Source organism: Geodermatophilus sp. SYSU D00766, assembly GCF_054049915.1.
Genome location: NZ_JBJGYI010000035.1, coordinates 11654 through 36716 on the forward strand (window position 1 = coordinate 11654; position 25063 = coordinate 36716).

The following is a 25063-nucleotide window of genomic DNA, read 5'->3' on the forward strand; positions in this document are numbered from 1 at the left end:
GAGGGCCCGGAGGACACGGGAGGTGCCCACGTGAGCGCTGCCGCGGTGCCGCTGTGGCAGGACGAGCCGTACCGCCCGCGCGCGCCGCTGGCCGGTGAGGTGCGCGCGGACGTGTGCGTGGTCGGCGCCGGCGTCGGCGGGCTGGCGACCGCGCGGCGGCTGCTCGACGCCGGCCTGTCGGTGGTGGTGCTGGAACGGCACGAGGTGGCCTCCGGGGCCAGCGGCCGCAACGGCGGCTTCTTCATCGCCGGCGCGGCGCCGATGTACCACGTGACCCGCACCCTCTGGGGACGCGAGCGGGCGGCGGCGGTCCACCGGGCCACGCTGGAGGCCCAGCGGGAGATGCTCGAGGTGGCCGAGGCCGTCGGCGCCCGCGCGCACTTCCGGCTCGACGGGATGCTGCGGGTCGCCGTCGACGCGGCCGAGGCCGACGACGTCCGGGCGCACGGCGCGGCGCTGGCCGAGGACGGCTTCCCGGCGCAGCCGGTGGCCGGCGAGGACCTCCCCGGCCCGCTCGCCCGGCCGGAGCGGGCCGGGCTGTTCTTCCCGCACGACGGGTCGGTGCACCCGGTCCGCTGGCTGCGGGCGCTCGCCGCCGCCCTGGAGGCGCGCGGGGCGCGCGTCTTCGAGCGCTCGCCGGTGACCGCGCCGCCGGCCGTCGACGGCGACGGCGTCCGCGTGCCGACCGCCTCCGGCGTCATGCGCTGCGACCGGGCCGTGGTGGCCGTGGACGGCGACCTGGCGGCGCTGGTGCCGGCCGCGGCGGCGGTCCGCCCGCGGCGGCTGAACATGCTCGCCACGGCACCGCTGGGGCGCACGGTCCTGCCGTGCCCGGTGTACGCCCGCGACGGGCACGAGTACGTGCACCAGACCGCCGACGGCCGGATCGCGCTCGGCGGCTTCTCCGACCTCGACGGGGACGCGAGCTGGACCGACCGGGCCGAGGTCTCCGGGCCGGTGCAGGAGCGGCTGGACCGGTGGCTGGCGGAGGAGCTGCAGGTGCGCGCGGAGGTGACGCACCGGTGGGCCGGCGTCGTGGGCTTCGCGCAGGACCCGGTGCCCCGCTGCGGGCCGGTGCCGGGCACCGACGGGCGGGTGCTGGCGCTGGGCGGCTACAACGGCACCGGTCACGTGCAGGCGTGGGTGGCCTCCCGTGTGGTGGCCGACCTCGTGGTCACGGGGGCGAGCGCGTCGGCCGGGCTGTACGAGGCCGTCGACGCCTGACAGCCGACGCGCCGCGGCGCCTCAGACGAGCTGCTCGACGCCGTCCACGTCGTAGGTGACCCCGGTCAGCGCGGGGTTGACCATGACGTGGACGGCGAGCGCCGGCACGTCGGCCGGCCGGACGACGTGCCCGATCGCGAGGGTGGCGCGCAGCTCCTCGTGCCGGTCCAGGGTGGTGCCGAGCAGCCGCGCCGACAGCGGCCGGTCCACGTAGCCGGCGCCGATGAGGTTGACCCGGACGGGGGCGACCTCGACGGCGAGGTCGGCGATCAGGACCGGCCGGGCGGCGGTGAGCGCGCCGGTGAGGCCGAGCCCGGCGCCCCGGCGGCGGCCGGCCGTGCCGCCGACGAACAGGAGCGTCCCCCCGGGGCGCACCGTGCCCACGGCCGCCCGGGCCACCCGCACCGGCAGCCAGAGGTACTCGTCGACGTCGCGCTGCGCCCGGGCGAAGTCGAACTCCGCCAGCGGCGCCCGGTAGGGCCGCTCGCCGGTCACCACGACGTGGTCGACCGGCTGCGGCAGCTCCCGCAGGAACCGGTCGAGGGCAGCGGGGTCGGTGGCGTCGAGGACCGCGGTGGCCGGCGTGCCGACCTCGCCGGCGGCGCGCCGCAGCCGGTCGGGGTCGCGGCCGGTGAGGACGACGTCGGCCCCGGCGGCCCGCGCGAGCCGGGCGGTGTCGAGCCCCGCGCCCTCGGTCCCGCTGATGACGACGACCCGCTGCCCGGTCAGGTCGGGCCGGCGGCGGGTCCCGGTCGGCGACTGCTGCACCGTCATGACGCCTCCGGGGGAGGGAGACCGGCCCGCGGGGTCCCGCGGGCCGGCGGCTGCTCGTGGCCCCACCCTCGTCCGGTCCGGCCCGGGTCGCCCCAGGGAGACCCACTGGTCCTCGGCCCGCGGCTGCCGACGTCGCGCCGGACCGGCGCCTCAGCCCAGGGCGTCGGCGACCACGCCGGCCGCGGCCGCGATCAGCGCGTCGTCGTGCGCGGCGTCCCGCTCGGCCCGGCTCGACATCACCGCGAGCACGATCGGCGCCCGCCCGGGCGGGGTGAGGACGGCGACGTCGTTGCGGGTGCCGTAGGCGCCGGTGCCGGTCTTGTCGCCCACCTCCCAGTCGCCGGGGACGCCGGCCCGGATCAGCGCGTCCCCGGTGGTGTTGCGCCGGAGCCAGTCGGCGAGCAGCAGCCGGTCCTCCACCGCGACGCCCGCGCCGTCCACAGCGTAGGCGCGCAGCGTCGTGGCCAGCGCGCGCGGGGTGGTGGTGTCGCGCCGGTCCCCGGGCACCGCGGTGTTGAGCGCGGGCTCGGTCCGGGACACCTCGGTGACGTGGTCGCCGACCCGCTCCAGCGCCGCGTCGAGGCCGGCCGGGCCGCCGAGCTCGCGCAGCAGCAGGTTGAGCGCGGTGTTGTCGCTGTACCGCACGGCGGCGTCGCACAGCTGCTCGAGCGTCAGGCTCCCGCCGACCGCGGCCTCGGTGACCGGCGAGTGGGCGGGGGCCAGGTCGGCCCGGGAGATCGGCACGCTCCGCTGCAGGTCCGCCGGGGAGGTCTGCGCCAGCAGCGCGCCGGCGGCCAGCGCCTTGACCGTGCTGGCGTGGGCGAACCGCTCGTCGGCCCGGTGGGCGATCGTCCGGCCCGAGCCGGTGTCGACCGCGAAGACGCCGAGGCGGGCGTCGTACCGCTCCTCCAGCGCCGCCAGCGAGGCGGCCGCGGCCGGGCCGGGGTCCGGGGGAGCGGCCGACGTCGAGGAGGGGGCCGGTGCCGCCCGCGCGGGTGCCGCCTCCGGCGACGAGCACGACGCGGTGCCGAGCAGCAGCAGCGACGCCACCGCGCACCGGCGCAGGGCGCCCCTCCTCCTCGCCGGGCCGTGCACCGCGTGCCCCGTCCTGCGCACTCCCGCTCGCCCCTCCTCGCCCCGCACGTCGCCGCGCAGCGTGCCACGGGACCGGCCCGCCGGCCGCCGGGACCGGCCGGCGCGGCCATGCGCGCGGGCTATGGCGGCGGGCATTGGACGCCCGCGGGGCCGGTCGGTGGACTGGCCGTGCAGCGCGGGTGCCGGGCCCGCCGGGACCGGGGGGAGCGCCGATGACCGAGCGGCCCGCCGACGCCGCCGTCGTGCCGCGCCGGCGGCTGGGGGAGCTGGAGGTCTCCGCCGTCGGCTACGGCGCGATGGTGCTCATGGGCCTCTACGGGGACACCACCGACCGGGACGCCGCCGACGTCGTCGCGCGGGCCCTCGACAGCGGGGTCACCTTCCTCGACACCGCCGACGCCTACGGCGCCGACGGGTTGTCCGAGCGCCGGCTGGCCCCGGCGGTGGCCGGGCGGCGCGACCGGGTGCAGCTGGCCACCAAGTGGGGGATCGCCACCGACCCGGCGGGCCCGGCCCGGCGGCGCCCGGACACCAAGTGGGACAACGAGGTGCTCGTCGACGCCCGGCCCGAGCGCGCCCGGGCGGCGCTGGAGGGGAGCCTCACCCGGCTCGGGGTGGACCACGTCGACCTCTGGTACCTGCACTGGACCGACCCCGGCGTGCCGGTCGAGGACAGCATCGGGGCCATGTCCGAGCTGGTCGCCGCCGGCAAGGCGCGGTACCTCGGCATCTGCAACGCGACCCCGGACGAGCTGCGCCGCGCGCACGCCACCCACCCGATGACGGCGGTGCAGAGCGAGTGGTCGCTGTGGACCCGCGGCATCGAGGCCGACGTGCTGCCCCTCGCCCGGGAGCTCGGCGTCGGCGTGGTCCCCTGGGCGCCGCTGGGCAGCGGGTTCCTCACCGGCACCGTCGCGCAGGTGGCCGACGGGGACTTCCGCCGCCACCACCCGCGCTTCCAGGGCGAGAACCTGCGCCGCAACCAGGAGCGCTTCGCGCCCCTGGCCGACCTGGCCGCGGCCGAGGGCGTGACCATGGCGCAGCTGGCGCTGGCCTGGCTGCTGCACCAGGGGCCCGACGTCGTCCCGATCCCCGGCACCCGCGACCCCGGCCGGATCGCCGAGAACGCCGCGGCCGCCACCGTCGTCCTGTCCGACGACGAGCTGCGCCGGATCGAGGAGATCGCCGCACCGGGGGCCGCGGTGGGCGCGGCCCTGCTCTGACCCGCGGGAGGGGACCGCCGTGCCCGACCGTGGCCGCCGTCCGGAGTTCGGCCTGTTCGTCGACCCCCGCGCCGCCCGCTACCCCGCGACCGTGCAGCAGGTCCGCGCCGCCGACCGGCTGGGCCTGGACCTCGCGGGGCTGCAGGACCACCCGTACCTGCCCGAGCACCTGGACATGTGGACGCTGCTGGTCGACCTCGCGGCGCGGACCGGCCGCATCCGGCTGTTCCCCGACGTCGCGAACGTGCCGCTGCGGCCCCCGGCCGTGCTGGCCAAGGCGGCGGCGTCCCTCGACGTCATCAGCGGCGGGCGGGTCGACCTCGGGCTGGGCGCCGGCGGCTCCTGGGACGCCATCGCGGCCATGGGCGGGCCGCGCCGGTCACCCGGGGAGGCGGTCACCGCGCTGGCCGAGGCGATCGAGGTCGTGCGCGCCTGCTGGTCGGGGGAGCGGGACGTGCGGGCCGGCGGCGGGACGTACGCGCTGTCCGGCGTCTCCACCGGCCCGGTCCCCGGCCGGCGCATCGAGATCTGGATCGGCGCGCTGGGCCCGCGCATGCTCGACCTCACCGGGCGGTCGGCCGACGGCTGGCTGCCCTCGTCGGCGTACGTCCCGCCGGCCGACCTCGCCGGGCGCAACGCGCGCATCGACGACGCCGCCGCGGACGCCGGCCGCGACCCCGCGGACGTGCGGCGGCTCTACAACGTCTCCGGGTCGATCACCGACGGCGCGAGCCGCGGCTTCCTCCAGGGGCCGGCCGACCAGTGGGTCGAGGAGCTCACCGACCTCGTCCTCACCGAGGGGATGGACACCGTCGTCCTCTGGGCGCGCGGCGACGTCGACCGGCAGCTGCACCGCTGGGCCGAGGAGGTCGTGCCCGCCGTGCGCGAGGAGGTGGCACGGGCGCGCCGTCCCCGCTGACCGGCCCGTGCCCGGCCGGCGTCAGCCCGCCGAGCGGGACACCGACCGGGCGAGCACCCGCCCGAGCACCATCGTGACCAGCCCGGCGACGACGACCGCCGTGAGCGCCACCCGCAGGCTGCTCGCGTCGGCCACCGCGCCGATCAGCGGCGGCGAGGCGAGGAACCCCACCCGCAGCAGCCAGTTGACCACCGTCAGGCCGACGCCGTGGCGCAGCCCGGGCAGCTCGTCGGCGGCCTTGTAGACGGCCGGGACCAGCGTGGCCACGCCCAGCCCGGCGAGGGCGAACCCGACCAGCGTGGTGCCCAGCGAGGGCAGCGCCAGGGCCAGCCCCATGCCGAGGGCGATCAGCGCGCCGCCGACCCGGGCCACCCGCCGCTGCCCGAACCGGTCGACGACGCGGTCACCGGTCAGCCGGCCCACGGTCATGGCCGTCTGCAGCGCGACGAAGCCCAGCCCCGCGGTGGCCGCGCCGACGCCGATCTCGCCGCGCAGGTACAGCGCCGCCCACGACGCCCCGGCGTCCTCGACGAAGGCCCCCGCCGTGGCCAGCACGCCGAGCGCGGCCAGGGCGGGCAGCGCCGCGCGCACCGCGCCCCCGCCGGCCTGTTCGGGGGCGGCGGCGGTGCCCTCGTCGTCGTGGTCCGGGCCGGGCAGCATGCGGCGGTGGGCGAGCAGCGACAGCGCCGCGAACACCACCGCCACGATGCCCAGGTGCAGCCCCAGCGGGAGGCCCAGCCCGGCCGCGACCGAGCCGAGCAGGCCGCCGGCCACCGCGCCGATGCTCCAGACGCCGTGGAAGGCGTTGAGGATCGACCGGTCGTAGGCGCGCTGCACCCGCAGCCCGTGGGCGTTCTGCGCGACGTCGACGACGGCGTCGAGCGCGCCGGCCACGAACAGCGCCCCCGCGAGCAGCCACCACGACGGCGCCACGCCGGCGCACCAGACCGCGGCGGCGAGTGCGACCAGCCCCCACGAGGCCACCCGCGCCGAGCCGAACCGGCGCATCAGCGCGGCCGAGGCCAGGGCCGAGACCAGGGAGCCCAGCGGCAGTGCGGCCAGCGCCGCGCCCAAGGTGGCGTTGGTCAGGTCCAGCCGGTCCTTCACCTCCGGCAGCCGCGGCACGAGGTTGGCGTAGAGCACGGCGTTGGTGAAGAAGCACGCCGCGACGGCGGCGCGGGCGGCGCGCAGCCGTGCGGGAACGGTCGCCGGGAGGGTGTCCGACACGGGGTCCTGTCCTGGTGTGGGGGAGGGGGTCAGCGGGCGAAGCGGTGGACGGCGGCGCGGATCTGGCCGGCGTCCATGGGGTCGGTCGAGAGGGCGCTGTGCAGCACCAGTCCCTCGACCAGGGCGTCGAGCTCGCGGGCGGTCACCGCGTCGAAGTGCCGCTCGAGGCTGCGCCGGCTGCGCTGCATCCAGTCCTGCGTCACCGCGCGCAGGGCCGGCCGGCGGGCGGCGGCCACGTACAGCTCCACGGCGAGGACGAGGTCGCGGTCGGAGCCGAGCAGGTCGCCGGTGAGGTGGCCGACCAGCGCCTCCAGCGCCTCCCCGACCCCGGCGGCCGCGCGCATGCGCTCGTCGAAGCGGGGCGCGACCTCGTCGACGTGGCGGGTGAACGCGGCGGCGTGCAGCTCGTCGAGGGAGGAGAAGTGGTAGGTCAGCGAGCCGAGCGGGACGTCGGCGGCGCGGGCGATGGCGCGGTGCGTGGCGGCGGTGACACCGACGTCGGCGATGACGTCGAGCGCGGTCGCCACCAGCCGTTCACGGCGCCCGGGGTCGTGCCGGCGCGGCCGCCGCGCGGGCGCCGGGGCGGTGCTCACCCGCGCTCCGGCGTCCAGGCCCCAGCAGGCGTCGAGGTCATGCGGACGAGCGTACGCATCGGGCCTCCCGCGGTGGTGCGGGCCCTCCTGCGGTGCCGCACCACCGCAGGGGTGCGAGGAGCACCGCAGGAGCCGGAGGGTGCCGGGGTTCCTCGCGCCTGGTGACGGCGGCCACCCGCTGGGAGGCTCCGGGCATGCAGCGCGCCTTCGGTGTGGACGTCCCCGAGACCGTCGCCGAGATGTGCCGCCCGGGTGCGGCGGCCGTCCTGGTCTACGACGCACAGGTGGGCATCCTGCGCCACGTCCGCGACCGCGACGGCCTCGTCGAGCGGATCCGGCGGGTGCTCGACGCCGCCCGCGCCGCCGCGGTCCCCGTCGTCTACGTGCGGCACGTGTCCCTCCCGCCGACCCACATGGGCGTCGCCGCGCTGCGCACCGCCATGGCCTGGCAGCGCCTCGACCGCGCCGACGAGGTCCGCTCCACGTTCCCGCCCGGCGCCGAGCACACCGCCATCACCCCGGAGCTCGCGCCGGCCGACGGCGAGCCGGTGTTCGACAAGCTCGGGATGTCGGCGCTGGTGGGCACGCCGCTGGAGGCGGTGCTGCGCGACCGCGGCGTCACCACGCTCGTGCTGGTCGGCGCGGTGCTGGAGATCGGCATCGAGCCCACCGCCCGGCACGCCGCCGACCTCGGGTTCCTGCCCGTCGTCGTCGACGACGCCTGCGGGGTGGTCGACGACGACGCCGCGCAGCGGTCGCTGGCGAGCCTGGACTACAGCCTGCTCAGCCACCGCGCCACCACCGGCGAGGTGGTCGCGGCCCTCGGCGGCGGCTGACCGCGGCGCGGGGGATGGTGCGGCGCGGGGTCCTCGCTCAGGATGGGGTCCCCGCCCCGCGACCCGGAGGACCTCCATGACCGCACCGTCCCGGCAGCTACCGCCGACCGCCTCCGTGGTCGTCATCGGCGGAGGCGTCATGGGGCTGGCCACGGCCTACGAGCTGGCCCGGGCGGGGGTGCGCGACGTCGTCCTGGTCGACCGGGACGCCTTCGGTGCCGGCTCGACGAGCCGGGCGGCCGGTGGGGTGCGGGCGATGTTCTCCGACCCGGTCAACATCACCCTCGGCGCCCGCAGCCTGGAGACCTTCCGCGACTTCCCGGCGCGCTTCGGCCAGGACATCGACTTCGCCGAGGTCGGCTACCTGTTCCTGCTGTCCACGCCCGACGCCGTCGCCGCCTTCGAGGCCGCCGTCGCGCTGCAGAACGACCTCGGCGTCCCCAGCCGCGTGATCGACGTCGCCGAGGCGCGCAAGCTCTCGCCGCTGATCTCCCCCGAGGGCCTCCTGGCCGCCGCGTGGTCCCCGACCGACGGGCACTGCACGCCGGAGTCGGTGGTGCTCGGCTACGCGTCGGCCGCCCGCCGCGCCGGCGCCACGCTGCTGCCCCACTGCCCGGCCACCGGCATCGAGGTCACCGACGGCCGGGTGAGCGCCGTGCACACCGCCGCCGGGACCGTGCGCACCGACACCGTCGTCTGCGCGGCGGGCGCGTGGTCGGCCGAGGTCGGCGCCTGGGCCGGGGTGGAGCTGCCGGTCAGCCCGCTGCGCCGGCAGGTGCTGGTCACCGAGCCGGTGCCCGACCTCGACCCGCACACCCCCTTCACCATCGACTTCGACACCTCCTTCTACTTCCACCGCGAGGGCCGCGGGCTGCTCATGGGCATGTCCGACCCCGACGAGACGCCGGGCTTCCGGCTCACCCGCTCCGACGACTGGCTGCCCCGGCTGGGCGAGGCCATCGAGCGGCGGGCGCCCGCGCTGGCCGGCGTCGGCGTCGCCAGCGGCTGGGCGGGGCTGTACGAGATGACGCCGGACCACAACGCGCTCATCGGCCGGGCCGACGAGGTGGAGGGGTTCCTGTACGCCACCGGCTTCTCCGGCCACGGCTTCCTCATGGGGCCGGCCGTCGGCGAGGTGGTGCGCGACCTGTACCTGGGCCGGGAGACCCTCGTCGACGTCTCCGGGCTGGGTGCGGCACGCTTCCGGGGGGCGGGCGCCCGCCCCGAGCTCAACGTGGTCTGACGACCACACCCGCTTCCGAAGGAGAACCGTTCCTGTGACCAGCCTGCCCACCGCCGAGGAGCTCCGCCGACTGGCCGAGGACGCCGCCCGCCGCTGCGGGGTCGACCTCGACGCCGTCGCCGGTGACCACCCGGTGACCTCCCCGGTGAACGGGGAGCGGCTGCTGTCGGTCCGCCGGCAGACCGCGGCCGACGTCGAGGCCGCCGTCGCGCGGGCCGGGGAGGCGTTCCGCCAGTGGCGCACCGTCCCGGCGCCGGTGCGCGGCGCGCTCGTGCGCCGCCTCGGCGAGCTGCTGCGCGAGCACAAGGCCGACCTCGCCACCCTGGTGAGCATCGAGGTCGGGAAGATCACCTCCGAGGCGGCCGGCGAGGTCCAGGAGATGATCGACATCTGCGAGTTCGCCGTGGGCCTGTCCCGGCAGCTCTACGGGAAGACGATCAGCTCCGAGCGGCCCGGCCACCGGCTCATGGAGACCTGGCACCCGCTGGGCGTCGTCGGGGTCATCAGCGCGTTCAACTTCCCGGTCGCCGTCTGGTCGTGGAACACCGCCATCGCCCTCGTCTGCGGCGACCCGGTGGTGTGGAAGCCCTCGGAGCTCGCCCCGCTGTCCGCGCTGGCCTCGGCGGCTCTGCTGGACCGCGCGATCGCCGAGACCGGCGCGCCGGAGGGGCTCAGCCAGGTGCTCATCGGCGGCGCCGACGTCGGCGAGGCGCTGGTCGACTCGCCCGGCATCGCGCTGCTGAGCGCCACCGGGTCCACCCGGATGGGCCGCGCGGTGGGCCCGCGGGTGGCCGACCGCTTCGGCCGCTCGCTGCTCGAGCTCGGCGGAAACAACGCCGCCATCGTCACGCCCTCTGCCGACCTCGACCTCACCACCCGCGGCGTCGTCTTCTCCGCCGCCGGCACCGCCGGGCAGCGCTGCACCACGATGCGCCGGGTCATCGCGCACGTCGACGTCGTCGACGCCCTCGCGGAGCGGGTCGCCGCCGCCTACCGCAACCTGCCGATCGGCTCGCCCCTGGAGGGCGGCACGCTCGTCGGCCCGCTGATCCACGACGCCGCCTACAAGGGCATGCAGGACGCGCTGGAGGCGGCGCGGCAGCAGGGCGGCGAGGTCGTCGCCGGCGGCGGCCGGCGGCTGGCCGACGAGGCGCCGGACGCCTGGTACGTCGAGCCCGCGCTGGTGCGGATGCCGGGGCAGACCGACATCGTGCGGCAGGAGACCTTCGCCCCGGTGCTCTACGTGCTGCCCTACCGCACGCTGGAGGAGGCGATCGCGCTCAACAACGACGTCCCCCAGGGGCTGTCGTCGACGATCTTCACCTCCGACCACGCCGAGGCCGAGCGGTTCCTGGCCGCCGACGGGTCCGACTGCGGCATCGCCAACGTCAACATCGGCACCTCCGGCGCGGAGATCGGCGGCGCCTTCGGCGGGGAGAAGCACACCGGCGGCGGGCGGGAGTCCGGCTCCGACGCGTGGAAGGGCTACATGCGCCGGGCCACGAACACGATCAACTACTCCGGCGAGCTGCCGCTGGCGCAGGGCGTCGAGTTCCCCATCTGAGACACGCGAACGGCCCCCGACCGGCAGGTCGGGGGCCGTTCGCCGTCCTCAGAGCCCGAGCTGGCGGGCGATGAGCATCAGCTGCACCTCGGTGGTGCCCTCGCCGACCTCGAGGATCTTCGAGTCGCGGTAGTGCCGGGACACGAGGTACTCGTTCATGAACCCGTAGCCGCCGTGCACCTGGGTGGCGTCGCGCGCGTTGTCCATCGCGGCCTCGCCGGCGACGAGCTTGGCCACCGCCGCCTCCTTCTTGAACGGCAGGCCGGCGAGCATCTTGGCCGCGGCGTCGTAGTAGGCCGCGCGCGCGGCCATCACCCGCGCCTCCATCCGGGCGATCTTGAACGCGATGGCCTGGTTCTGGGCGATCGGGCGGCCGAACGCCGAGCGCTCCCGGGCGTACCGCACGCTCTCGTCCACGCACCCCTGCGCCGCGCCGACGGCGAGGGCGGCGATGGCGATGCGGCCCTCGTCGAGGATGGACAGGAAGTTCGCGTAGCCGCGCCCCCGCGTGCCCAGCAGGTTCTCCTCGGGCACCCGCACGTCGTCGAAGGACAGCGGGTGGGTGTCGCTGGCGTGCCAGCCGACCTTGTCGTACGCGGGCTCGGCGGTGAAGCCCGGCGTGGGCACCGGCACGAGGATCGAGCTGATCTCCTTGCGGCCGTCGGCGAGCTGCCCGGTGACGGCGGTGACGGTGACCAGCCGGGTGATGTCGGTGCCGGAGTTGGTGATGAACGCCTTGCTGCCGTTGATCACCCACTGCCCGTCGGAGAGCACCGCCGTGGTGCGGGTGCCGCCGGCGTCGCTGCCCGCGCCGGCCTCGGTCAGGCCGAACGCCCCGAGCGCCTCCCCGCTGGTCAGCAGCGGCAGCCACTCCTGCTTCTGCGCCTCCGAGCCGAACCGGTACACCGGCATCGCGCCCAGCGAGCAGCCGGCCTCGAGGGTGATCGCGACGCTCTGGTCCACCCGGGCGAGCTCCTCGATGGCCAGGCACAGGGCGAAGTAGTCCCCGCCCATGCCGCCGTACTCCTCGGGGAAGGGCAGCCCGAACAGGCCCATCTCGGCCATGCCGCGGACCACCTCGTACGGGAAGGTCTCGTCGCGGTCGTGCTGGTAGGAGACCGGCGCGACGACCTCGCGGGCGAACTCCTCGACGGTCTTGCGCAGCTGCTGCTGCTCGTCGGTCAGGCGGGTGTCGAGCACGTCAGGACTCCTCGGGCACGGTGCTGTCGGTGGTGCGGGGGTGGACGACGGCGAGTTCCTGGTCGAGGGCGACCTGGTCACCGACGCGGACGGAGAGGTCGACGGTGCCGTCGGCGGGCGCGGTGAGGGTGTGCTCCATCTTCATGGCCTCGACGACGACGAGCGGGGCGTCCTGCGCGACCTCGGCGCCGGACGCGACGTGCACGGCGACCACCGTGCCGGGCAGCGGGCTGCGCACCGTGCGGTCGGCGGTGTCGGCGCCGGCGTGCAGGCGGGCCGGCGGCAGCTCGGTGAGCGGGTACGTCGCGCCGTCGACGTGCACCCACGTGGTGGCGCCGTCGACGGCGGTGCGCGCGGACAGGGTGCGCCCGTCGACGGTGAGCAGCAGGCCGCCGTCGACGACCTCGCCGGACACCTCGTGCTCGTCGCCGTCGCCGACGCGCAGCCGGGTGCCGCCGGTCAGGGTGACCGTCAACCGCGACCCGCCGGGCCCGGCGAGGTCCCAGCGCAGCGGCGCGCGGCGGCCGCCGGGACGCCAGCCGCTGGGCACGTCCCAGGGATCGACGACGGCGCCGGCCGGCTGCAGCGCGGCCAGCCGCGACAGCGCGAACGCGGCGTGGGCCTCGACCGGCACGGCCGACACGGTCAGGACGTCGAGCTCGCGCTCGACCAGGCCGGTGTCGAGCCGGCCGGCGCGGACGTCGGGGGAGGCGAGCAGCGCGCGCAGGAACCCGGTGTTGGTGCCGACGCCGAGGACGACGGTGTGCGCCAGCGCGCGGTCGAGCCGGGACAGCGCGGCGGCCCGGTCGGGGCCGTGCGCGATCACCTTGGCGAGCATCGGGTCGTAGCTGGTGCCGACGACCTGCCCCTCGAGCAGGCCGCTGTCGACCCGCACGCCCGGTCCGCCCGGCTCGGCCAGCACCAGCGCGGTGCCGCCGGTGGGGAGGAAGCCGCGCGCGGGGTCCTCGGCGTAGAGCCGGGCCTCGACGGCGTGGCCGGTCAGCGCGACGTCGTCCTGGCCGAAGCCGAGCCGCTCGCCGGCCGCCACCCGCAGCTGCTGCTCGACCAGGTCGACGCCGGTGACCAGCTCGGTGACCGGGTGCTCGACCTGCAGCCGGGTGTTCATCTCCATGAAGAACGGCTCGTCGGGGGCGCCGCCCGCGACGATGAACTCCACGGTGCCGGCGCCGGTGTAGTCGACGGCGCGGGCGACCTCGCAGGCCAGCGCCCCGTAGCGGGCCCGCTGCTCCGGCGTGAGCAGCGGGGAGGGCGCCTCCTCGACGATCTTCTGGTGCCGCCGCTGCAGGGAGCACTCGCGCTCGCCCAGGTGCAGCACGGTGCCGTGGGTGTCGGCGAGCACCTGCACCTCGACGTGCCGCGGGTCGGTGACGAACCGCTCGAGGAACAGCGTGTCGTCGCCGAAGCTCGCCGCGGCCTCGCGGCGGGCGGAGACCAGCGCGGCGGGCAGGTCGGCGGCGGTCTGCACCAGCCGCATGCCCTTGCCGCCGCCACCGGCCGAGGGCTTGACCAGCACCGGGTAGCCGACCTCCGCGGCCGCGGCCACGAGGTCGTCGTCGGTCATGCCGAGGTCGGTGCGCCCAGGGACGACGGGGACGCCCGCGGCGCTGACGGTCTGCTTGGCGCGGATCTTGTCGCCCATGACCTCCACCGCCTTCGCCGGCGGCCCGACGAAGACCAGCCCGGCGTCGGCACAGGCCTGCGCGAAGGCGGTGTTCTCCGACAGGAACCCGTAGCCGGGGTGCACGGCCTGCGCGCCGGTGCGGGCCGCGGCGTCGAGCAGCCGCTCGATCGACAGGTAGGACTGCGCGGCGGGGGCGGGGCCCAGCCGCACGGCGACGTCGGCCTCGCGGACGTGCCGGGCCCCGGCGTCGGCGTCGGAGAAGACGGCGACGCTGCGGATGCCCAGCCGGCGGAGGGTCGCGATGACGCGGACGGCGATCTCGCCGCGGTTGGCGACGAGGACGGTGTCGAACACGGTCACATCCTGAAGACGCCGTAGGAGACCGGCGCGAGCGGCGCGTTCGCGCACGCCGACAGCGCCAGGCCGAGGACGGTGCGGGTGTCGAGGGGGTCGATGACCCCGTCGTCCCAGAGGCGCGCGGTGGCATACCAGGCGTTGCCCTGCCGCTCGTACTGCGCGCGGATCGGCTCCTTGAACGCCTCCTCGTCCTCGGCGCTCCAGGCGTCACCCAGCTGGTCGCGGCGGACGGTGGCGAGCACCGAGGCCGCCTGCTCACCGCCCATGACCGAGATGCGGGCGCCGGGCCAGGTGAACAGGAAGCGGGGGGAGTAGGCCCGGCCGCACATCGAGTAGTTGCCGGCGCCGAACGAGCCGCCGATGACGACGGTCAGCTTGGGCACCCGGGCGCAGGCCACCGCGGTGACCATCTTGGCGCCGTGCTTGGCGATGCCGCCGGCCTCGTAGTCGCGGCCGACCATGAAGCCGGTGATGTTCTGCAGGAACAGCAGCGGGATCGACCGCTGGTCGCACAGCTCGACGAAGTGCGCGCCCTTGAGCGCCGACTCGCCGAACAGCACCCCGTTGTTGGCGACGATGCCGACCGGGTGCCCCTGGATGTGCGCGAACCCGGTCACCAGCGAGGAGCCGTAGAGCGCCTTGAACTCGCTGAACCGGCTGCCGTCGACGATGCGGGCGATGACCTCGCGGACGTCGTAGGGCGTGCGCGGGTCGGCCGGGACGACGCCGGGCAGCTCCGCGGGGTCGAGGGCCGGCTCCTCGGCGGGCCGCACCTGCCACGGGCGGGGGCTGCGCGGGCCGAGCTCGGCCACGATGCCGCGGACGATCCGCAGCGCGTGCGCGTCGTCGTCGGCCAGGTGGTCGGTGACGCCGGAGGTGCGGCTGTGCAGCAGCCCGCCGCCGAGGTCCTCGGCGCTGACGACCTCACCGGTGGCGGCCTTCACCAGCGGCGGGCCGCCCAGGAAGATCGTGCCCTGGTCGCGGACGATGACCGCCTCGTCGGCCATCGCCGGCACGTACGCGCCGCCGGCGGTGCACGAGCCGAGCACCGCGGCGATCTGCGGGATGCCCTGGGCACTCATCGTGGCCTGGTTGAAGAAGATCCGGCCGAAGTGCTCGCGGTCGGGGAAGACCTCGTCCTGCATCGGCAGGAAGGCGCCGCCGGAGTCGACGAGGTAGACGCACGGCAGGCGGTTCTGCAGCGCCACCTCCTGGGCGCGCAGGTGCTTCTTCACCGTCATCGGGTAGTAGGTGCCGCCCTTGACGGTGGCGTCGTTGGCCACGACGACGACCTCGCGGCCGCTGACCCGCCCGACGCCGGTGATGATGCCCGCGCCCGGCGCGTCCTCGTCGTACATGCCGTCGGCGGCCAGCGGGGACAGCTCGAGGAACGGGCTGCCGGGGTCGAGGAAGGTGTCGACCCGCTCGCGGGGGAGCAGCTTACCGCGCGCCACGTGCCGCTCGCGGGTGCGCTCCGGGCCGCCGAGCGCCGCGGCCGCGAGCTTCTCGTGCAACTCGGCGCGCAGCTCCTGCTGGGCGGCGGCGTTGCGGGCGAAGGCGTCGCCGCGGGGGTCGGCCTTCGTGCCGAGGACCGTGCCGGTGTCGGGCACCTGGGGTGCTCGACCCGGCGAGTTAACCGGGGTTAACGTCACGGCGTGAGGTTAACCGACGTTCACTCCCGGCGCTACCATCCGGGCATGACCGGGGCGGCGACCGGCGGTGAGGTCGACACCGCGCTCTCGGCCGACGCCGCCCGCCCGTCGCGGCGCGAGCAGATCCTGCGGGCGGCGGCACAGCTGTTCGCCGAGCGCGGCTCGCGGTCGGTGGGGGTCGACGACGTCGGGGCCGCCGTCGGGGTGACCGGCCCGGCCATCTACCGGCACTTCGCCAGCAAGGACGCGATGCTGGCCGAGATGCTCGAGGGCATCAGCCGGCGGCTGCTCGACGGCGGGCGGGAGCGGGTCGCCGCGGCCGGGCCCGACCCGGTCGCCCAGCTGCGCGCGCTCATCGCCTTCCAGGTGGACTTCGCGCTGGACAACCCGGCGCTGATCACCGTGCAGGACCGCGACCTCGGCTCGCTGGCCGACGACGACGCCGCGCGGGTGCGCCGGCTGCAGCGCCGCTACGTCGAGGTGTGGGTCGAGGTGCTCGCCCGGCTCCGCCCGCAGGAGGGCACCGCGGCCAGCCGGGCCCGCGCGCACGCCGTCTTCGGGCTGGTCAACTCCACCCCGCACAGCGCCGGCCGGGTCTCCCGCCCGCAGATGGCGGGCCTGCTGGCCGCGATGGCCGAGGCCGCCGCCACCGCCTGAGGCGCGTCAGGGCATCGGAAGCTCTCCGCACGTCCGGGCCGCTCAGACGTGCGGAGAGCTTCCGATGCCTCGTGGTCAGGGCGACAGCGTGCGCGGGTGTGCAGCTCCGGGGCCCCGGGCCGCACCTCCGCGCACGCCGTCGTCGTCCGGACGCCGACGGTGGGCGCTGACGCGGCGTTCCCCCCGGCGGAATGCGGCGTCAGCGCCCACCGTCGGGCTGGGGGTCAGGCGTTCTTCACCGCGGCGGCCGACTGCAGGCCGAGCTCCTCCACCGACACCTGCCGCATCTCGACCTTGCGGACCTTGCCGGTCACCGTCATCGGGAAGGACTCGACCACCTTCACGTACCGCGGGACCTTGTAGTGGGCGAGCTTGCCCGCGCAGAACGCGCGCAGCGCCTCGGGGGTGAGCGGCTCGGCGCCCTCGCGCAGCCGCACCCAGGCCATGAGCTCCTCGCCGTAGCGCTCGTCGGGGACGCCGATGACCTGGGCGTCGACGACGTCGGGGTGGGTGTAGAGGAACTCCTCGATCTCCCGCGGGTACACGTTCTCCCCGCCGCGGATGACCATGTCCTTGATCCGGCCGACGATGTTGAGGTAGCCCTCGGCGTCCATCACCGCGAGGTCGCCGGTGTGCATCCAGCGGGCGCGGTCGATGACCTCGGCGGTCTTCTCCGGCTCGTTCCAGTAGCCGAGCATCACCGAATAGCCGCGGGTGCAGAACTCACCCGGGGTGCCGCGCGGCACGGTCAGCCCGGTCTCCGGGTCGACGATCTTCACCTCCAGGTGCGGGTGCACCCGGCCCACGGTGGAGGTGCGGCGGTCGAGGTCGTCGTCGGCACCGGTCTGGGTGGACACCGGCGAGGTCTCGGTCATGCCGTAGCAGATGGTCACCTCCTGCATGCCCATCTCGTTGACCACCCGCTTCATCACCTCCACCGGGCACGGGGAGCCGGCCATGATCCCGGTCCGCAGCGACGACAGGTCGTAGGAGGCGAAGTCGGGCAGCGCGAGCTCGGCGATGAACATCGTGGGGACGCCGTAGAGCGAGGTGCACCGCTCGTCCTGGACGGCGCGCAGCGTCAGCGCGGGGTCGAAGCCGGGCGCGGGGATGACCATCGTCGAGCCGTGGCTGGTGGAGGCCAGGTTGCCCATGCCCATGCCGAAGCAGTGGTAGTAGGGCACCGGGATGCACACCCGGTCGGCCTCGGTGTACCCGCAGCCCTCGCCCACGAAGAAGCCGTTGTTGAGCAGGTTGTGGTGGGTGAGCGTGGCGCCCTTCGGGAAGCCGGTGGTGCCCGACGTGTACTGGATGTTGATCGGGTCGTCGGCCGACAGCTGCGTCTCCCGCTGCGCGAGCAGCCCGCGGTCCCCGGCGCGGCCGGTCTCCATCAGCCGCTCCCACTCGGGGTCGCCGAGGAAGAGCACCTCGCGCAGGTCGGGGCAGTCCCCGCGCACCTCGGCCACCATCGCCCGGTAGTCGCTGGTCTTGAACTCCGGCGCGCTCACCAGCACCGAGATGCCGGCCTGCTTGAGCACGTAGGACAGCTCGTGCGTGCGGTAGGCCGGGTTGATGTTCACCAGGACGGCGCCGAGCTTGGCGGTCCCGTACTGCACGAACACCCACTCGGCGCAGTTGGGCGCCCAGATGCCGACCCGGTCGCCCTTGGCCACCCCGAGCGCGTCGAGGCCCAGCGCGCAGGCGTCGACGTCGGCGACCAGCTGCGGATAGGTCCACCGGCGGCCGGTCGCGCACTCCACCAGCGCCTCGTGGTCCTCGGCCACCCGAGCCGCCGTCCGGTCCAGGTTGGCCCCGATGGTGTCCCCGAGCAGGGGCACCGTGGACGTCCCGCTCGCGTAGGACGGCAGGGCGGGGCTGGTCGGGATCGACTGGGTCACTGCTGGTCCTCTCCTCCGGGAGTGCTCGGGAGCACTGTGACCCCTCCGAGGGGGGAACGGCACCCCCGATCGGAGGGAGCCGGGACCGGGCTCAGCCGGGGATCGCGACGGCGCGGCCGCTGACCTCGATGCCGCTGCCGGGCCCCTCCGGGACGTACACCGACAGCGTGCTGGGCCGCCCCATGTCCGCCCCCTGCAGGACGGTGAGCCGCGACGGCGCCGGGACGTGCCCGCCCTCGCGCAGGTAGCCGCCCAGCGCCGCGGCCGCCGCGCCCGTGGCCGGGTCCTCCACGACGCCGCCGGGCGGGAACGGGTTGCGGGCGACGAAGGTGACCGGGTCCTGCCGCCACACCAGCGCCACCGTCGTCCAGTCGCGGTCGGCCATCAGCCGGCCGAGCCCGCTCATGTCGTAGTCGAGGACGGCCAGCCGCGCGCGCGAGGCCAGCGGCAGCACCGGGTGCCAGGCACCGGCGTAGGCCACCCGCGGCGGCAGCGCCGGGTCGAGGTCGTCGCGGGTCGTCCGCAGCAGCGCCAGCAACAGGTCCAGGTCGTCCTCGGACAGCGCGGCGGTACGGGGCGGGACGCTGGTGAGGGTCGCCGTCCACGCGCCGTCGGGCGTGCGCTCGGTGCGCACCGGCACCTCGCCGGCGGGGGTGCGCAGGTGCAGCGTCCCCTCGCCGTGCCGCTCGGCGTGGGCGACGGCGGTGGCGATCGTCGCGTGCCCGCAGAAGCTCACCTCGGCCAGCGGGCTGAAGTAGCGCGCGTCGAGGCCGTCGGGGCGGGGGAGGAGGAAGGCGGTCTCGGAGAAGCCGACCTCCGCGGCGATCGCCAGCATGCGCTCGTCGCTCAGGCCGGTGGCGTCCAGGACGACGCCGGCCGGGTTGCCGCCGGAGGGGTCGTCGCTGAAGGCGACGTAGCGCAGGACCTGGGGACGGGTGACCGGAGGCGTGACCACCCCGACATGAGACAGCACGGCCCGCCTCCCCGGGAGGGAGGCGGGCCGTGAGGGCGGCGAGGTCAGCGCGGGTCGCCGACCAGCTCCGGCGCCCGGTCGGCGGGGCGCTCCCGCGTCAGGGCGGCGCCCTCCACGTCGAGCACCGGCAGCCAGCGCAGCCAGCGCGGCAGCCACCAGGCCCGCTCGCCGAGCATCGCCAGCGCCGCCGGGACGAGCACCATCCGGACGACGAAGGCGTCGACCAGGATGCCGACGGCCAGGGCGAAGGCGATCGAGGTGATCGTCGGCTCGGCGCCCGGCACGAAGCCGGCGAACACCGAGAACATGATCAGCGCGGCCGCGACGACGACCGGCGCGGCCTGCCGGAAGCCGGTGCGGACGGCCTCGGTGGACGGCGTCCCGGAGCTGTGCGCCTCGTGCATCCGCGACACCAGGAACACCTGGTAGTCCATGGCCAGGCCGAACAGGATCCCGATGACCAGGATCGGCGTGAGGCTCAGCAGCGGGCCGGTGGCGCCGAGGTCGACCGCGCCGGCCAGCCAGCCCCACTGGAACACCGCGACGGTGGCGCCGAGCGCCGCGCCGATGGTGAGCAGGAAGCCGAGCACGCCGACCAGCGGCACCAGCAGCGACCGGAAGACCAGGACCAGCAGCACCAGCGCCAGCCCGACGACGAGCAGCAGGTACACCGGCAGCGCCCGGTCGAGGCTGTGGGCGACGTCGACGCTGACCGCCGTCGCCCCGGTGACGGAGGCCTCGACGCCGTCGGCGTCGGCGAGCAGGGCGCGCAGGTCGGTGACGAGCTGCTCGGTGGCCTCGCTGGACGGGCTGGACTGCGGGACGACCGTCAGCAGCGCCGCGGTGCCGTCGGCGTCGGGGACCGGCGGGGTGACCAGGGCGACGTCGTCGAGCGCGGAGACCTCCGGGATGAGCCGGGCGGCCGCCTCGGTCGGCTGCTCGCCCTCGAACAGGACGGTGATCGGGCCGCTGGAGCCCTCGCCGAAGCCCGCGGCGAGCAGGGCCTCGGCGCGGGCGGCGGTGGTGTCCTCGGCCGGGGTCTGGATGAGCGTGGTCCGCATCGAGGCGACCGGCACGGCGACCAGGCCGAGCGCGACGACGGCGACCAGCAGCGAGGCGACCCGCCGGGTGGTGACGGTGGTGACCCAGCCGGCGAGGAACCCGCGGCCGCGGGCGTGGGTCGCCGGACCCCCGGTCGCCGCGGCGCGCTGCCGCCTCGGCAGCACCCGGTGCCCGAGCAGGGCGAGCACCGCCGGCACCAGGGTGAGCGCGATGAGCACCGCGACGACGATCGTGCCGGCCGCCGCCAGGCCCATCTGGGTCAGGAACGGGATGCCGGCGACGAAGAGCCCGGCGAGCGCGATGACGACGGTCAGCCCGGCGGTGACCACCGCGGAGCCGGCGGTGCCGACGGCCAGGCCGATCGAGGTGTGCACGTCGGTGCCGCGCAGCAGCTCCTGCCGGTGGCGGGTGACGATGAACAGCGTGTAGTCGATGCCGACGGCCAGGCCGAGCATGGCGGCGAGGATCGGCGTGGTCGACGACAGCTCGGTGAAGCCGGTGGCGATCGTGATGCCGAGGACGCCGATGCCCACGCCGACGAGGGCGGTGAGCAGGTTCATCCCGGCGACGGCCAGCGAGCCGTAGGTGACGGCCAGCACCAGCAGGGCCACGACGACGCCGACCACCTCCGACGGGCCGCCGACGGCCGGCACCTCCTCGACGGCCTGGCCGGTGACCTCGACGGTCAGCCCGGTGTCGCGCCCGGCGTCCTGGACCGCGGCCAGCAGCGCCTCGCGCTCCTCCGGGGAGACCCCGCCCTCGGCGTCGTAGCTGACCGTGCTGTAGCCGGTGTCCTGGGCGGCGTTGACGCCCGGCGCGGCCGGGTCCAGCGGGTTGCTCGCCGCGGTGACGCCCGGCAGCCCGGCCAGGGTGGCGACCAGCTCGGTCACCGCGGCGGCGTTCTCCGGGTCGGTGGTGAGCTGCTCGCCCTCGGGGGCGGCGACCACGACCCGGGCGCTCACCCCGCCGGCGGCCCCGCCGAACTCCTCGTCGATGCGCTCGAGCGCGGTCGTGGACTCCTGGCCGGGGATGGCGAACTCGGTCGAGGTCTCACCCGCGAGGGTGGCCGCGCCGACGCCGCCCGCCACGAGGACGAGCAGCCACACGGCGAGGACGGCGAACCGGTGCCGCGCGGAGGAGGTCCCGAGACGGGACAACAGGACTGCCATGGACGATCAGGCCTCCGCCTGGGTGGGGTGGGAAGGGAGCGCGCGCGGACGGCGGTGTCCGAGCGCGTCGAGGCACGTGGCGACGACCAGCGGCCGCCACGCGGTGGTCCGGTCCGCCTGGTGGGCGGTCAGGGTGAGGACGGCCAGCGCCGCGACGGCCCCGATCACCCGCACCAGGCGCTCGGCGTCGGCGCCGTCGTCGCCGGGGTCGACGCCGAAGGCCTCGAAGACGGCGTCGGCCGGGCCGCCGGGCTCGTGCTCCCCGCCGTCGGGCAGCTCGGTGACCGGGGCCAGCAGCAGCGCGACGAAGCCGGGGTGGCCGAGCGCGAGGTCGACGATGACCTCGACGGCCCGCTGGTCGCGCGCCCGGCCCGGCGGGAGGTGCCGCACGCCGTCGAGGACCCGCCGGCCCAGCGCGTCGGCGTGCGCGAGGACGGCCTCGTGCAGCGCGTCCTTGCTGGGGAAGTGGTGCAGCAGGCCGGCCTTGGACAGGCCGACGGCGCCGGCGACGTCCTGGATCGAGGTCTTGGCGTACCCGCGGCGGGCGAACAGGCCGGCGGCGCGGTCGAGGATGCCCTCGTCGATCTGCTGCCGGAACGGTCGTACCACGGGACGGGACGGTACGCCACGACCGACCGATTCGGTCGGCCGACCGTCCGATCCGGTCGGGTGGGGTGCATCACGTCCCGCCGGCCGGGAGTCGCCGAGGGATCGGCGGCGCGCCGCGCGAGGATGACGTCATGACGACACGCACGAGGGTCGGGCCGGCGGACGCGCGGTCGTGGCTGCTGGTCAACGGCGCCCGGCCGGACCTCTTCGACGAGCGCTACGCCTCCCGCGCCGACCAGGTGGTCCTCGACATCGAGGACGCCGTCGACCCGGCCCGCAAGGACGAGGCCCGCGACGGCGTCGTCGCCTGGCTCGGGACCGCCGACCGCCACGCGTGGGTGCGCATCAACGACCGCTCGACGCCGTGGTGGGAGCGCGACGTCGCCGCCCTCGCCGGCCTGCCCGGGCTGGCCGGTGTGGTGCTGGCCAAGACCGAGGCCGCCGAGCACGTCACCGAGACCTTCGACCGGCTCGGCGGCGCCACCCCGGTGCTGGCCCTCGTGGAGTCGGCGCTGGGCATCGAGGAGGCCGTGGACATCGCCCGGGCCCGCGGCACGTTCCGGCTGGCGTTCGGCAGCGGCGACTACCGCCGCGACACCGGCACCAGCGCCGACGACCTGGCGATGGCCTACCCGCGGTCGCGGCTGGTGGTGGCCAGTCGCATCGGTGACCTGCCCGGGCCCATCGACGGGCCGACGGTGAGCACCAGCCACCCGGTGCTGCGCGAGCAGTCGGCCGTCACCGTCTCCCTCGGCCTGACCGGGAAGCTGTGCCTGGACCCCGACCAGGCGCCGGTCATCAACGAGGTCATCAGCCCCGCCCCGTCCGACGTCGCCTGGGCGCAGGCCTTCCTCGCCGACTTCGAGGCCCGCGGCCAGGTCATCCGGGACGGCAGCGACCTGCCCCGGCTCGGCCGCGCCCGCAAGATCGAGCGGCTGGCCCGCACCTTCGGCGTCCATCCCGCCTGAGGCTCCCAGCCAATTCCCAGGTGACCCCCGGGGGGACGGCAGGTCCGGCCCCCAGCCTCCGCGTGACGCCACGAGGAGGAACCGATGCCCGCACCCCCCGTCCGCCGGACCGGCCCGGGTCCGCACGGCGACGGCGGCCCCGGCCCGGTCCCGGGACGGCGGGCCCGGTGACCGCCCTCGCCGCCCCCGGCCTGCTCGCCGCCCCCGGGCCGTCGCTCGCCGACCACCTGGCCACCCACGGGCCGCAGCCGCGGGCCGACGCCGCCGCGCTCGCCGAGGCGGCCGCGCTGACCGGCCGCGGCGGTGCGGCCTTCCCGACGGCGGTCAAGGTGCGGGCGGTCGCGGAGGCCGCGCGCCGGACGCGCCGGGCCCCGGTCGTGGTCGCCAACGGTGCCGACAGCGAGCCGACCGCGCTCAAGGACCGGGCGCTGCTGACCGGCGCGCCGCACCTGGTCCTCGACGGTCTGGTGCTCGCCGGCCGCACCCTCGGGGCGACCACCCTGGTCCTGGCGGCCACCCCGGCCAGGCTGCCCGCCGTCGCCCGGGCGCTGGCCGAGCGGGGCGAGGCGGTGCGGCTGCACCCCGTGGCGCCGTCGCTGGTGGCGGGGGAGGAGTCGGTGCTGGTCGCAGGCCTGGGGGGCCGGCCGGCACCGCCGCGGGCGGAGGAGCCGCCGGTCCGCGTCCGCGGGGTGGGCGGCCGCCCGACGCTGGTGCTCAACGTCGAGACCCTGGCCCGGCTGGCGCTGCTGGCGCGCGGGGTCCCCGAGGCGGCCGGCCGCGCGCTGGTCACCCGGCGCTGGGAGGCCGCGGGGGTGCCGCACGCCGACGTCGTCGACGTCGGCACCGACGCGGGCAGCCGGCTGGCTGACCTGCTGCCGCTGGGCGGGGCGCGGGCGGTCCTCGTCGGCGGCTACCACGGCAGCTGGGTGTCGGCAGCCGCCGCGCGGGCGCTGACCCTCGACGCGGCACACCTCGCCGTCGCCGGTGCGCGCCTGGGCTCCGGTGTGCTCGCCGTGCTGCCCGGCGACCGCTGCGGGCTGCTGGAGACCGCCCGCGTGGTCGAGCGGGTGACCCGCGACTGCGCCCGCCGGTGCCGGCCGTGCCTGGACGCGCTGCCCCGCGTGGCGGCGGCGCTGGCCGTCCTCGCCGCGCCGGCGGCCCCGCCGCCCGGGCTGCTCGACGAGGTGACCCGCTGGTGCGGGCCGGGAACCGGGCGCGGCGCGTGCGGGCACCCCGACGGCACGCTGCGGCTGGTGGCCAGCGCGCTGGAGCTGTTCACCTGCGAGCTGACCGCCCACCGCTACGGCTCGTGCACCGCGACGTCGTGGGCGCCGTTCCTGCCCGCGCCTCCGCATGCCGGGTGAGCGGCTGGAACGGCCCTCCTGCAGGGGCCCGCGCCGAGCGGAGCGAGGGGTGGGGGGCAGGAGGGGCCTTCGTCAGACGGCGACCGCGGTGACGAAGGTGCAGACGCCGTCGCCGGAGGTGGCGCGCTGGCGGATGCCGGCCAGCCACAGCAGCCCCATCTCCACGCGGTAGGCCGCCCGCATCGGCCCCTGGTAGAGGGTGTCGCCGGCGGTGGTGACCTCGATCCGGTCGAACCCGGCCAGCCGGACGTGCTCGGTGAGCATCCAGTCGGGCAGCAGCGTGATGTGCCCGGGGGAGTGGTAGTGGCGCGGGCCGAAGATGTAGGGCGCGCCGCGCAGCAGCGTGAGCAGCCGCGAGTGCGGGTGCGTGACGTTGGGCGTGCTCACCAGCAGCTGCCCGCCGGGGCGCAGCAGGGCGCGGATCGAGCGCAGCACCTGCCGCGGGTTCTCGACGTGCTCGAGGGTCTCCACGCAGACGACGAGGTCGAACGGGCCGCGGGTCTCGTCGGTCCACTCGGGGTCGTCGAGGTCGAGCCGGTGGATCCACTCGTGCGGCGGGTCGAGGTCGGTGGGGACGACGTCGATGCCGGCGTCGCGCAGCCGCAGCGCCAGGGCGCCGCACCCCGACCCGACCTCCAGCACCCGCCCGCCGTCGGGCAGCGCGGCGCGGACGAGGTCGGCGGCGTACTCGTGCACCCCCGGGGCGGCGTGGATGCCGTGCCCCCGGTAGGTGCGGACGGCCTCCGTGCGCCGGCCGTCCCGGTGCGCCACGTCCCTCGCGGTGTCTGCCACCGGCCCAGCCTCGCACCCGCCC

21 protein-coding genes are annotated in these 25063 nt (G+C 76.3%); 9 read left to right on the top strand and 12 right to left on the bottom strand.

Annotation, left to right across the window (positions count from 1 at the left end):
- Nucleotides 1–30 precede the first annotated feature (30 nt).
- Nucleotides 31–1224 (top strand): NAD(P)/FAD-dependent oxidoreductase, encoded by a 1194-nt coding sequence (locus ACI8AD_RS20080; protein WP_456872292.1) that lies wholly within the window; start codon nt 31–33, stop codon nt 1222–1224.
- A 21-nt stretch (nt 1225–1245) separates the two neighbouring features.
- Here the strand turns inward: ACI8AD_RS20080 and ACI8AD_RS20085 are convergent, their stop codons facing one another.
- Both ACI8AD_RS20085 and bla read right to left on the bottom strand, forming a co-directional pair.
- A complete protein-coding gene (locus ACI8AD_RS20085) occupies nt 1246–1998 on the bottom strand; it encodes an SDR family oxidoreductase (protein WP_456872293.1) in 753 nt (250 codons plus the stop codon).
- A 150-nt stretch (nt 1999–2148) separates the two neighbouring features.
- A complete protein-coding gene (bla, locus tag ACI8AD_RS20090) occupies nt 2149–3063 on the bottom strand; it encodes a class A beta-lactamase (protein ID WP_456872325.1) in 915 nt (304 codons plus the stop codon).
- 242 nt (nt 3064–3305) lie between these two features.
- On the opposite strand from bla, the gene ACI8AD_RS20095 reads away from it, so the two are divergent.
- Both ACI8AD_RS20095 and ACI8AD_RS20100 read left to right on the top strand, forming a co-directional pair.
- Nucleotides 3306–4316 (top strand): aldo/keto reductase, encoded by a 1011-nt coding sequence (locus ACI8AD_RS20095; protein WP_456872294.1) that lies wholly within the window; start codon nt 3306–3308, stop codon nt 4314–4316.
- Between the two features lie 19 nt (nt 4317–4335).
- Complete coding sequence (locus tag ACI8AD_RS20100; RefSeq protein ID WP_456872295.1) at nt 4336–5235, top strand: LLM class flavin-dependent oxidoreductase; 900 nt, start codon at nt 4336–4338, stop codon at nt 5233–5235.
- A 21-nt stretch (nt 5236–5256) separates the two neighbouring features.
- Here the strand turns inward: ACI8AD_RS20100 and ACI8AD_RS20105 are convergent, their stop codons facing one another.
- Entirely contained in the window at nt 5257–6462 is a 1206-nt protein-coding gene (locus ACI8AD_RS20105) for an MFS transporter (protein WP_456872296.1), read from the bottom strand.
- 29 nt (nt 6463–6491) lie between these two features.
- Nucleotides 6492–7055: a TetR/AcrR family transcriptional regulator gene (locus ACI8AD_RS20110; protein WP_456872297.1), complete on the bottom strand. Its 564-nt coding sequence runs from the start codon at nt 7053–7055 to the stop codon at nt 6492–6494.
- Between the two features lie 194 nt (nt 7056–7249).
- Between ACI8AD_RS20110 and ACI8AD_RS20115 the strand changes: the two genes are divergently transcribed.
- The 3 genes from ACI8AD_RS20115 to amaB all read left to right on the top strand — a co-directional run bounded on the left by ACI8AD_RS20115 (nt 7250) and on the right by amaB (nt 10698).
- Nucleotides 7250–7891 (top strand): isochorismatase family cysteine hydrolase, encoded by a 642-nt coding sequence (locus ACI8AD_RS20115; protein WP_456872298.1) that lies wholly within the window; start codon nt 7250–7252, stop codon nt 7889–7891.
- 76 nt (nt 7892–7967) lie between these two features.
- Nucleotides 7968–9134 carry an NAD(P)/FAD-dependent oxidoreductase gene (locus ACI8AD_RS20120; RefSeq protein ID WP_456872299.1) on the top strand — a complete coding sequence of 389 codons (1167 nt, stop codon included), beginning with the start codon at nt 7968–7970 and terminating at the stop codon, nt 9132–9134.
- A gap of 34 nt (nt 9135–9168) precedes the next feature.
- Entirely contained in the window at nt 9169–10698 is a 1530-nt protein-coding gene (gene amaB, locus ACI8AD_RS20125; protein ID WP_456872300.1) for an L-piperidine-6-carboxylate dehydrogenase, read from the top strand.
- Between the two features lie 48 nt (nt 10699–10746).
- On the opposite strand, the gene ACI8AD_RS20130 is transcribed toward amaB, so the two are convergent.
- The 3 genes from ACI8AD_RS20130 to ACI8AD_RS20140 are packed head-to-tail and all read right to left on the bottom strand — an operon-like array spanning nt 10747 to nt 15549.
- Nucleotides 10747–11898 carry an acyl-CoA dehydrogenase family protein gene (locus ACI8AD_RS20130; protein WP_456872301.1) on the bottom strand — a complete coding sequence of 384 codons (1152 nt, stop codon included), beginning with the start codon at nt 11896–11898 and terminating at the stop codon, nt 10747–10749.
- Between the two features lies 1 nt (nt 11899).
- Nucleotides 11900–13894: an ATP-binding protein gene (locus tag ACI8AD_RS20135; RefSeq protein ID WP_456872302.1), complete on the bottom strand. Its 1995-nt coding sequence runs from the start codon at nt 13892–13894 to the stop codon at nt 11900–11902.
- Nucleotides 13895–13896: 2 nt separating this feature from the next.
- On the bottom strand, nt 13897–15549 hold the full coding sequence (locus ACI8AD_RS20140; RefSeq protein WP_456872303.1) for a carboxyl transferase domain-containing protein: 1653 nt from the start codon (nt 15547–15549) through the stop codon (nt 13897–13899).
- A gap of 45 nt (nt 15550–15594) precedes the next feature.
- On the opposite strand from ACI8AD_RS20140, the gene ACI8AD_RS20145 reads away from it, so the two are divergent.
- Nucleotides 15595–16206, top strand: a complete 612-nt coding sequence (locus tag ACI8AD_RS20145) for an SACE_7040 family transcriptional regulator (RefSeq protein WP_456872304.1) — start codon at nt 15595–15597, stop codon at nt 16204–16206.
- A 224-nt stretch (nt 16207–16430) separates the two neighbouring features.
- Here the strand turns inward: ACI8AD_RS20145 and ACI8AD_RS20150 are convergent, their stop codons facing one another.
- From ACI8AD_RS20150 to ACI8AD_RS20165, 4 genes are all read right to left on the bottom strand, one after another.
- Nucleotides 16431–18104 carry an AMP-binding protein gene (locus tag ACI8AD_RS20150; protein WP_456872305.1) on the bottom strand — a complete coding sequence of 558 codons (1674 nt, stop codon included), beginning with the start codon at nt 18102–18104 and terminating at the stop codon, nt 16431–16433.
- A gap of 91 nt (nt 18105–18195) precedes the next feature.
- On the bottom strand, nt 18196–19059 hold the full coding sequence (locus tag ACI8AD_RS20155) for a PhzF family phenazine biosynthesis protein (protein WP_456872306.1): 864 nt from the start codon (nt 19057–19059) through the stop codon (nt 18196–18198).
- Between the two features lie 62 nt (nt 19060–19121).
- Complete coding sequence (locus tag ACI8AD_RS20160; RefSeq protein WP_456872307.1) at nt 19122–21308, bottom strand: MMPL family transporter; 2187 nt, start codon at nt 21306–21308, stop codon at nt 19122–19124.
- A 6-nt stretch (nt 21309–21314) separates the two neighbouring features.
- Nucleotides 21315–21917, bottom strand: a complete 603-nt coding sequence (locus ACI8AD_RS20165) for a TetR/AcrR family transcriptional regulator (RefSeq protein WP_456872308.1) — start codon at nt 21915–21917, stop codon at nt 21315–21317.
- Nucleotides 21918–22048: 131 nt separating this feature from the next.
- Here ACI8AD_RS20165 and ACI8AD_RS20170 point away from each other — a divergent pair, with 131 nt between their 5' ends.
- Both ACI8AD_RS20170 and ACI8AD_RS20175 read left to right on the top strand, forming a co-directional pair.
- Nucleotides 22049–22885: an HpcH/HpaI aldolase/citrate lyase family protein gene (locus ACI8AD_RS20170; protein ID WP_456872309.1), complete on the top strand. Its 837-nt coding sequence runs from the start codon at nt 22049–22051 to the stop codon at nt 22883–22885.
- A 167-nt stretch (nt 22886–23052) separates the two neighbouring features.
- The gene (locus ACI8AD_RS20175) at nt 23053–24249 is read left to right on the top strand and encodes an NADH-ubiquinone oxidoreductase-F iron-sulfur binding region domain-containing protein (protein ID WP_456872310.1); all 1197 of its coding nucleotides are present in this window, start codon (nt 23053–23055) and stop codon (nt 24247–24249) included.
- Nucleotides 24250–24321: 72 nt separating this feature from the next.
- Here the strand turns inward: ACI8AD_RS20175 and ACI8AD_RS20180 are convergent, their stop codons facing one another.
- Entirely contained in the window at nt 24322–25041 is a 720-nt protein-coding gene (locus ACI8AD_RS20180) for a class I SAM-dependent methyltransferase (RefSeq protein ID WP_456872311.1), read from the bottom strand.
- Nucleotides 25042–25063 lie beyond the last annotated feature (22 nt).

What these genes read in the sequence shown, in the direction of transcription:
- ACI8AD_RS20085 (WP_456872293.1), bottom strand. Translation starts at nt 1,998, where the DNA reads ATGACGGTGCAGCAGTCGCCGACCGGGACCCGCCGCCGGCCCGACCTG.
- ACI8AD_RS20095 (WP_456872294.1), top strand. Translation starts at nt 3,306, where the DNA reads ATGACCGAGCGGCCCGCCGACGCCGCCGTCGTGCCGCGCCGGCGGCTG.
- ACI8AD_RS20115 (WP_456872298.1), top strand. Translation starts at nt 7,250, where the DNA reads ATGCAGCGCGCCTTCGGTGTGGACGTCCCCGAGACCGTCGCCGAGATG.
- ACI8AD_RS20120 (WP_456872299.1), top strand. Translation starts at nt 7,968, where the DNA reads ATGACCGCACCGTCCCGGCAGCTACCGCCGACCGCCTCCGTGGTCGTC.
- ACI8AD_RS20145 (WP_456872304.1), top strand. Translation starts at nt 15,595, where the DNA reads ATGACCGGGGCGGCGACCGGCGGTGAGGTCGACACCGCGCTCTCGGCC.
- ACI8AD_RS20160 (WP_456872307.1), bottom strand. Translation starts at nt 21,308, where the DNA reads ATGGCAGTCCTGTTGTCCCGTCTCGGGACCTCCTCCGCGCGGCACCGG.
- ACI8AD_RS20170 (WP_456872309.1), top strand. Translation starts at nt 22,049, where the DNA reads ATGACGACACGCACGAGGGTCGGGCCGGCGGACGCGCGGTCGTGGCTG.